This window comes from Nonomuraea sp. NPDC054003 (assembly GCF_055585125.1).
Genome location: NZ_JBVJKR010000003.1, coordinates 664841 through 671191, shown reverse-complemented (window position 1 = coordinate 671191; position 6351 = coordinate 664841). Strand labels below are relative to the sequence as shown.

General features: G+C 63.6%; 7 protein-coding genes. 1 reads left to right on the top strand and 6 read right to left on the bottom strand.

Features of this window, described 5'->3' with window-relative positions:
* Positions 1 to 287: 287 nt before the first annotated feature.
* The 3 genes from ACZ6YG_RS10640 to ACZ6YG_RS10630 all read right to left on the bottom strand — a co-directional run bounded on the left by ACZ6YG_RS10640 (position 288) and on the right by ACZ6YG_RS10630 (position 2512).
* Positions 288 to 878, bottom strand: coding sequence for an HNH endonuclease (locus ACZ6YG_RS10640; RefSeq protein ID WP_466017805.1), 591 nt, complete (start codon positions 876 to 878; stop codon positions 288 to 290).
* Between the two features lie 449 nt (positions 879 to 1327).
* Positions 1328 to 2137 (bottom strand): DUF6551 family protein, encoded by an 810-nt coding sequence (locus ACZ6YG_RS10635; protein WP_466017804.1) that lies wholly within the window; start codon positions 2135 to 2137, stop codon positions 1328 to 1330.
* Positions 2138 to 2167: 30 nt separating this feature from the next.
* Positions 2168 to 2512: a hypothetical protein gene (locus ACZ6YG_RS10630; protein WP_466017803.1), complete on the bottom strand. Its 345-nt coding sequence runs from the start codon at positions 2510 to 2512 to the stop codon at positions 2168 to 2170.
* A gap of 364 nt (positions 2513 to 2876) precedes the next feature.
* On the opposite strand from ACZ6YG_RS10630, the gene ACZ6YG_RS10625 reads away from it, so the two are divergent.
* A complete protein-coding gene (locus ACZ6YG_RS10625) occupies positions 2877 to 4586 on the top strand; it encodes a tetratricopeptide repeat protein (RefSeq protein ID WP_466017802.1) in 1710 nt (569 codons plus the stop codon).
* A 21-nt stretch (positions 4587 to 4607) separates the two neighbouring features.
* Here ACZ6YG_RS10625 and ACZ6YG_RS10620 read toward each other — a convergent pair whose 3' ends face one another.
* The 3 genes from ACZ6YG_RS10620 to ACZ6YG_RS10610 all read right to left on the bottom strand — a co-directional run bounded on the left by ACZ6YG_RS10620 (position 4608) and on the right by ACZ6YG_RS10610 (position 6320).
* On the bottom strand, positions 4608 to 5141 hold the full coding sequence (locus ACZ6YG_RS10620) for an IS1096 element passenger TnpR family protein (protein WP_466017801.1): 534 nt from the start codon (positions 5139 to 5141) through the stop codon (positions 4608 to 4610).
* Between the two features lie 47 nt (positions 5142 to 5188).
* The gene (locus ACZ6YG_RS10615) at positions 5189 to 5761 is read right to left on the bottom strand and encodes a hypothetical protein (protein ID WP_466017800.1); all 573 of its coding nucleotides are present in this window, start codon (positions 5759 to 5761) and stop codon (positions 5189 to 5191) included.
* 100 nt (positions 5762 to 5861) lie between these two features.
* The gene (locus ACZ6YG_RS10610; protein ID WP_466017799.1) at positions 5862 to 6320 is read right to left on the bottom strand and encodes a hypothetical protein; all 459 of its coding nucleotides are present in this window, start codon (positions 6318 to 6320) and stop codon (positions 5862 to 5864) included.
* Between the last annotated feature and the right edge of the window lie 31 nt (positions 6321 to 6351).

Here is a 6351-nt window from a genome sequence, read left to right as displayed (position 1 = left end):
AGGATTACGGAGTGGCCGTCTCTTGTCACATGGATCTCACCCGCACCACAGCATGGGCTAGATCACCCGCACACCATCTCCCTGGACGTGAACCGGTGGGGTGCGGACCAGCCGCCTTGGTAACCCTGAAGAACTCCTTGATTCTTGCCATAGGGACATCATGCCCGTGACTCGCTTGGTTGGGGAAGGGGTATCACGGCAGAAGACGTTAGCACCCCGCATTGTGTCTAGTAAGGACCTAAGACAACTCAAGCAGGCGTGGATTAAGCAGATCCCGACAGTCTTGACTACCCAGCAGCACGGAACCGTTCGTAACGCTCCTCCAAGAGATCATGGTTCGGGCGATCCATGCGTCGCCGAGGAATGGCAAGCCGAAGGTTGTGCATCTCCTGGAGACCATGTCTCAGCATCGGCCCATCATTTTCCTCTAGAATGTCAACTCGCACCTCTATAACGTAGTCTGGCCTTACACCGAGGATATTCTCGTCGTATGCTGCATGGTGGATCTTGCACAACGCCAGACCGTTGGAGACGGAAGGGACTCCACGGCTGTCCCGGTCCGGGATGATGTGAGCCGCGTCAAGGAGCGACCGATGCCGCAGATGACACATCGCGCAGCTGGTCTCATACGCTTGGATCACACGCTGTCGAAAAACCGGCTGGTGCAGACGTGCACGCGCGATGCGCTCTGAGTAGCGGCGCTCGATAAGGCTAACCGGCGCATCCAACGAAAGGTGTCGCTGGCCTTCGTCCAACGCGACAGCAACCTGGAGTTGCTCCACTTCGACGGCGACTACCCACACGAGAAAGAAGGGCAGGTACTGACTCTGCCCCATGCCGAAGAACCATATCAACGGCACCCTCAGCTCGAAAGCCACCTGGAGTCCCATATTGGTATAGTGCCGAGGGTTTCCCTGAAACTTATACCGTAGTAGTCCGTCATCTCCTACGGCGTCCTCGTACGGTGCGCGAGCCCTCTCAGAGGTGTAGGTCGTCAGGATAGATAGTGCGGCAGTCATTTCCCTTGGCTTGCGGATGCCGAGCCGATTATCGATAAGAGGGAATCTCCGTCCCTCAAACTGGAAGCCAAGCAGTTCGTCACGATGGATAACAGGGTTCTCCCGAGTGCAGCGTTGACGAAGCCAAGCCATAGCTGCTGCCCGTATGCGACTGTCCAGGTCGTCGCCAAGTGACATGATCACAAGGCGTGTCTACACCCGAGGCGAGTCTTTCGCTAGCCCTTCTAGGAATTGCTGGGTGACACGGGCCACCCAGCAATCACGACCTTGCCCAGACGTCTATCGGCTGTGCCGGCATTTTGAGCGAATCAGCCGACGCGGTTGGCAGCGGTTCGCCCCTTGTTCCAGCTCTCGACGACCATCTGGTAGCACTGACTCTCTCGCGATCCGGTGCCACTGTTGTTGTAGCCACCGTTGGAGGCTCGGGTCAAAGCTTCGGAGCGCCATCGAGCCGCCAAGCCTCGCTTGAGCAGCTTCTTCGCAAGCTCATCGTCATCGATTTCGGACCCGTGACGACCAAGGAACATCGCAACGCCGCCCAGGATGACGCCGTCCCAGGACTCTTTGTCTCTCCCCCAGGCCGTTGCCACCACCTTGAGAGTTCGGTCAAGAACATCAGATCCATACTGTTTCGTGATGCGCAGCACAGCTGATACTGCACCCACACTATTCGTCGAGCTCGACCCCAAGCCAAGGCCATGACTCTTGAGTACTTGATCAACGCTTACACAGAGAGCGTCCCCTGCTGTCAGGCCCACCTTGTACTCGTCCAGCGTGCTGACCTTCGCCGATTCCCGGTTCTTGATGAGGAAGAGAGTCGCTTCCTCCTGCTGGGTGAGACCGTAGTGAATCTCCGCCTTGATCGTCCGAATACCTCTGAGTTTGCAGGCCTCCGTACGGTGCATGCCATCGACGACGTACCGGTTGCCGTCAGCGCGCTCAGAGACAACAATCGAGCCCAGCGCGTCCACGATCAGGCCGTCAGCAATGCCCTTCGCTCGCTTCGAGTTGAGCCCACGCTGCGCCTCGTCATCGATTTTCAGAGAGTCGATCTCGACCTCAACGCCATACTCGACTCGGTGCTCTGGGAGTGCGTACTGGAAACGCGACTTGGCCATTGGGGATCTGACCTCCGGATTTGGGGCTGGCTAGAGCTGCGACTTCGGGGGATCATGAGGAGAATGGAATGAAGGATAGGCCCGCTTTAGGAACTCAGTGGCAACCTTCTCGCTTGTCGTAGACACGGTCCTTCGGGCGTCTCCGTTCCGCTCTTCCCAGCGCAGGACCGGCGAAAGCTGCTCATCTTGATAGTCAGCGACCTCGTGTTTCCTGCTGCGATCAGCCTTAGCATCTAGCCATACCGTCAGCAGAACCAGTGCAACCACTCCACCCCAGACCAGCACGTTGTACTTCCACTCTGTAGCAAAGTTCACTGCAACAGCCACCCCTGCTGCAGCGAAAGCACCCCAGAGCTTCGAAAACTTGAGGTTCATGTTGATGACCTATCAGGACAACTTCACAACAGGAGGCCGTCCTGTGTCCGTGCTCAACACCCCTCAGGCCTGTGCAGGAAACCTTAACGACGGCACCCTATGAGCACAACCGGAACTTAGACACCCATTACCCCAGACAGCCAGAAAGCACAACTATGAACTCATATTTACCCACGTCACAGACATCCTCAGGTTTGGGGTGCTGACTTGATAACAAAGATATAACAGCCAACTCGTGGTCGTCAGTTGCCCAGCGCAGAAACCCTGTGGAGCAGACGCAGGCGCGTCGGCGTCGTCCGGTGAGGAACCACGGTGAGATCGCGAGCGCGTCCTTGGGCATTAACTGAGCGTTCCGCCGAGGTCCATGATTGTCGATATCGTGCCCGGCATGCCCACCGCACCAACCCTGAAGGCGTACCTCGCCAAGCTGGACTCCGTGCTCTCCCCGCTGAACGAAGACCAGCTCAGGTCCGTACTGACCGGCTACGCCAAGAGCCTGCCCGCTGGTGCCCGCGCGGGTTTCCTCAAGGGACTGCGCGACCTGTGCGCGCCCGTCCCAGCCAGTCGACGCGAGGACGGAGACCTCATCGCCGACATCGAGTCCTTCATCGCGGACCTACGGACCGGGAAGTACTACGACGACTGGGGCTGGGATTCTGACCTTCGCCGTGAGCGCGCCTGGGGCGACCAGTCGTGGGTGCCGCGGATGGACGCCCTGTTCACCCGGGCGGCGACCGCGTTTCTCGCGGGTCGGCACGAGCTCTCCTCCGCGGCCCACGAGCTGTTGTTCCACGCGCTGGCTCTTGAGGGCGACGAGGGCTCGTTCTACAGCTACGAATCCTCACCGGCGGAGTCGCTGACAACTGACCTGGCCGAGGCCGGGGCCCGCTGGCTGCGATCACTGTACGAGATAGCCACCGATCCGACCGAGGCGGCGGAGAGCATGGTCGAGGCCTGGCTGACGGGTCTTCCTTACGGGTCACGGCCCGATTCGCTGCTCGCCGTGCGGGAGGCGCTGCCAACGGACTTCGCTAGCCTCGACGCCTTCCGGCCATACTGGACCCGAGCCTTGATGGAGCGCTCCGGCGGTCATGACGTGCTGCCACGTACCCTGCTGCGTGAGGCCGGGGACGCGGAAGCGTTGGTGGAGGCGGCCGGCAGGGAGGGGCCGGGGCAGCCGGATGCCTATCTCGACCTGGTCAACGCCCTGCACGAACGCGGTGATGCCGTGGCCGCTCTGGACAGATGCCGTGAAGGGCTCGGCCTCGCCGCCGGTGGGGATCGAGGCGGATGGACCGCTTACCAGTGGGCGCCACTCGCCGATAAGGCGGCCGAGCTGGCCGAGGTGGAGGAATCGGTCGAATTCCGGCTCCAGGCTTTCGCCTTGTCCACCTCCACGCGCCGCCTCGTGACGCTTCATCGAGCGGCCGAGGCGCACCGGCCCGGCTCGGGTCGGGAGGCGGCCGGAGAAGCGGCCGACCGCGTGGCCGCTGGTTCTCCCGGGTTCGCCCATTACTATCTGGTGTCCTTCCAGGCCCAGGCGTTGCTACTGGCGGGCCGGGTGGATGACGCGTTGAAGCTGCTGCCCGACTCGCACGACCTGGCCAGCGGATCCGCGGATCCGACCTTGACCGTGCTGCCGTACGTGCTCGCGGCCTCCAGCGGCGCGGTCGCCCATCGTGACTGGGAGCGGACGGTGTTGCGGGCGCTGCTGGACGGGACCGTGGATGCCGATCGGGCGGTTTTCTACGATGACGAGCCGGACACCGACGACGGTGACCTCACTCCTCTGCTGGAACAGGCACTCCGCGAGCGGAGCGGCACTGCCGCCGAGCGTGCCGCTTGGCGAGCTGCCGCGCGTGCGGCCGTCGACCGCTGGGTGCGCGCGATCATCGGTGACAAGCAGCAGGCCCGGTACGGTGACGCCGCCCGGCTGGCGGCGGCGCTCACCGAGGCCGAGATCACCACCGATGGGGAGAGCGGCTATCTCGACGGCGTGCTGGACTCGTACCGCCGCCACGTCGCCTTCCGCCGCGCAGCTGACGAGGTGCGCCGAGGGTCGGTCTTGCTGTAGCCGGGAGAAGCGGCTCGGCGCCTACTGACCCCACCAAGGCAGAATCGGCGGCAGGTCGCTCAGCCGTCGCGGGGCCGGTGGGACCAGGCTCTCGCCGTCGTCACCGTCCCACCGCCTGCCGTACTGGTCGGGGATCGACCCCCATCCCCAGTACGGCGCCGGTCGCGTTGGGACGACTCCCAGGACCTCCTCCGGATCCACCCGCTTCTCCTCGACAGTGCACAGGTGCTGCCAGTCGTCACCCAGGTCGAAGACGTAGGCGAACTGCTCACCCGGCTTCAACCTGCTCAGCTTCACCCGGTCGCCGTCGAGCGTCCCCTCAGGTTCGTTTCCGCCCCACCACTTGAGCGGGCTGATCGTGGTCCCGTCGGCGAGGGTGAACATGTGCAGATGACTGCGGTCCCAGCGGGCGAAGGCGTCGTCGATCGCGGTCGCCAGGTCGCGGAAGGTGGTCGCGCGGGCCGCCGCGAAGACCCGGCCGGGCCGAGGCCAGAGGTCCGGCGCGTGCATGCCACTCACCAGTTCCACCCTGATCGACAGATGTGTTCTCGCCATGGCCTCCATCTTTCAGGAGGAGCGGCCCTCTCGCCCGCCCAGCGCGGTCATCCGCCTGGGCCCACCTCGTTGTTCGGAGCCCCGTCCCCGGTGGTCGGCAGGTCCCCGCGCTCGACCGGACTACGCCAAGGTGACGGCGATGCGGTCACGGCTGCCTGGCGGGCGCCGGCTATCGCCGTCTTCAGCGTCTCCCGGTTCACATCGGTGAGCTTCCCAGCCAGGAGGAGAAAGGCGTCACCTCTGACCGCGACGTACTCATGACGCCCGGCCGCCTCCCGATACCAGCCGACCTCGTCACGCGCGCACCGTACGGGAGCATCGACCGGCTCGGCGTCGGTGACCGGCCGCTCCCCGCAGACCGCGTCGTCGAAAGCGCCACGATCGACGCGGAGCTGCACCTGCTTGCCGTCCGATGAGACATAGAAGGCTCCGAACCCCTCCTCACCGACCGCACCGACGGACTGCTCCTGCAGCTCGTAACCCGGCAGATCCACGACGTAGATCAGCTCCGGAGCGGTGCCCTGGCCAAGGGCCTGGTCGATCGCGGCCTGGCTGAGCACGCCTTGCGCACCGCAGGCGGACACGGCGAGGACCGCGACCAGCAACAGTGCCTTCTTCATGGCGCTCCCCCGTCAAGGCACCTCAGCTGATGCTCTCGTACGCGTGAACATACTGCGTCGAGCCGTCCCGAGCCCAGGGCGCCTGGTGATCCCACCGAGGTCACTCAGCCGTCGCGGATTCAGAGGCCCAGCGGTCTTCCGGGGGCAGGGGCCGCTGGTCCGGGGTGATGAAGACGTAGCCGCGGTTCGGCGGAACGCATTCATCAGGCAGGTTGAGGTGGTCGAAGCCGTCGGTGGTGTGGGGAGCGTACGAGTCCCCGTACAGACGCTCGCCTTCGAGGATCGTGCCGGCGTAGGGCACCTCGACACCGCGCTTCCCCTGCTTCATCACCGGCTTGCTGTCGGCGGGCCACACCGGGGCCGCGACTTCCCCTTGGTAGCCGCTCTCCAAGGTCATGGTGAGGCACTTGCTCTGGGCGTCGTAGCCGAGGATTCCGGGGATGCTCATCTCAAGGCTGATGTCCCTCGGCGTGTTGACGATGATCTGCGGATCCGGGCCGACAAGCGTGATCTCGTCCGGGCCTCCACCGCAGGCCGTGACGGCCAGCAGGACGAGCACCGGACCCAAGGCAATCTTCACGTGCCGTTCG

What these genes read in the sequence shown, in the direction of transcription:
- ACZ6YG_RS10635 (WP_466017804.1), bottom strand. Translation starts at nt 2,137, where the DNA reads ATGGCCAAGTCGCGTTTCCAGTACGCACTCCCAGAGCACCGAGTCGAG.
- ACZ6YG_RS10630 (WP_466017803.1), bottom strand. Translation starts at nt 2,512, where the DNA reads ATGAACCTCAAGTTTTCGAAGCTCTGGGGTGCTTTCGCTGCAGCAGGG.
- ACZ6YG_RS10625 (WP_466017802.1), top strand. Translation starts at nt 2,877, where the DNA reads ATGATTGTCGATATCGTGCCCGGCATGCCCACCGCACCAACCCTGAAG.
- ACZ6YG_RS10620 (WP_466017801.1), bottom strand. Translation starts at nt 5,141, where the DNA reads ATGGCGAGAACACATCTGTCGATCAGGGTGGAACTGGTGAGTGGCATG.
- ACZ6YG_RS10615 (WP_466017800.1), bottom strand. Translation starts at nt 5,761, where the DNA reads ATGAAGAAGGCACTGTTGCTGGTCGCGGTCCTCGCCGTGTCCGCCTGC.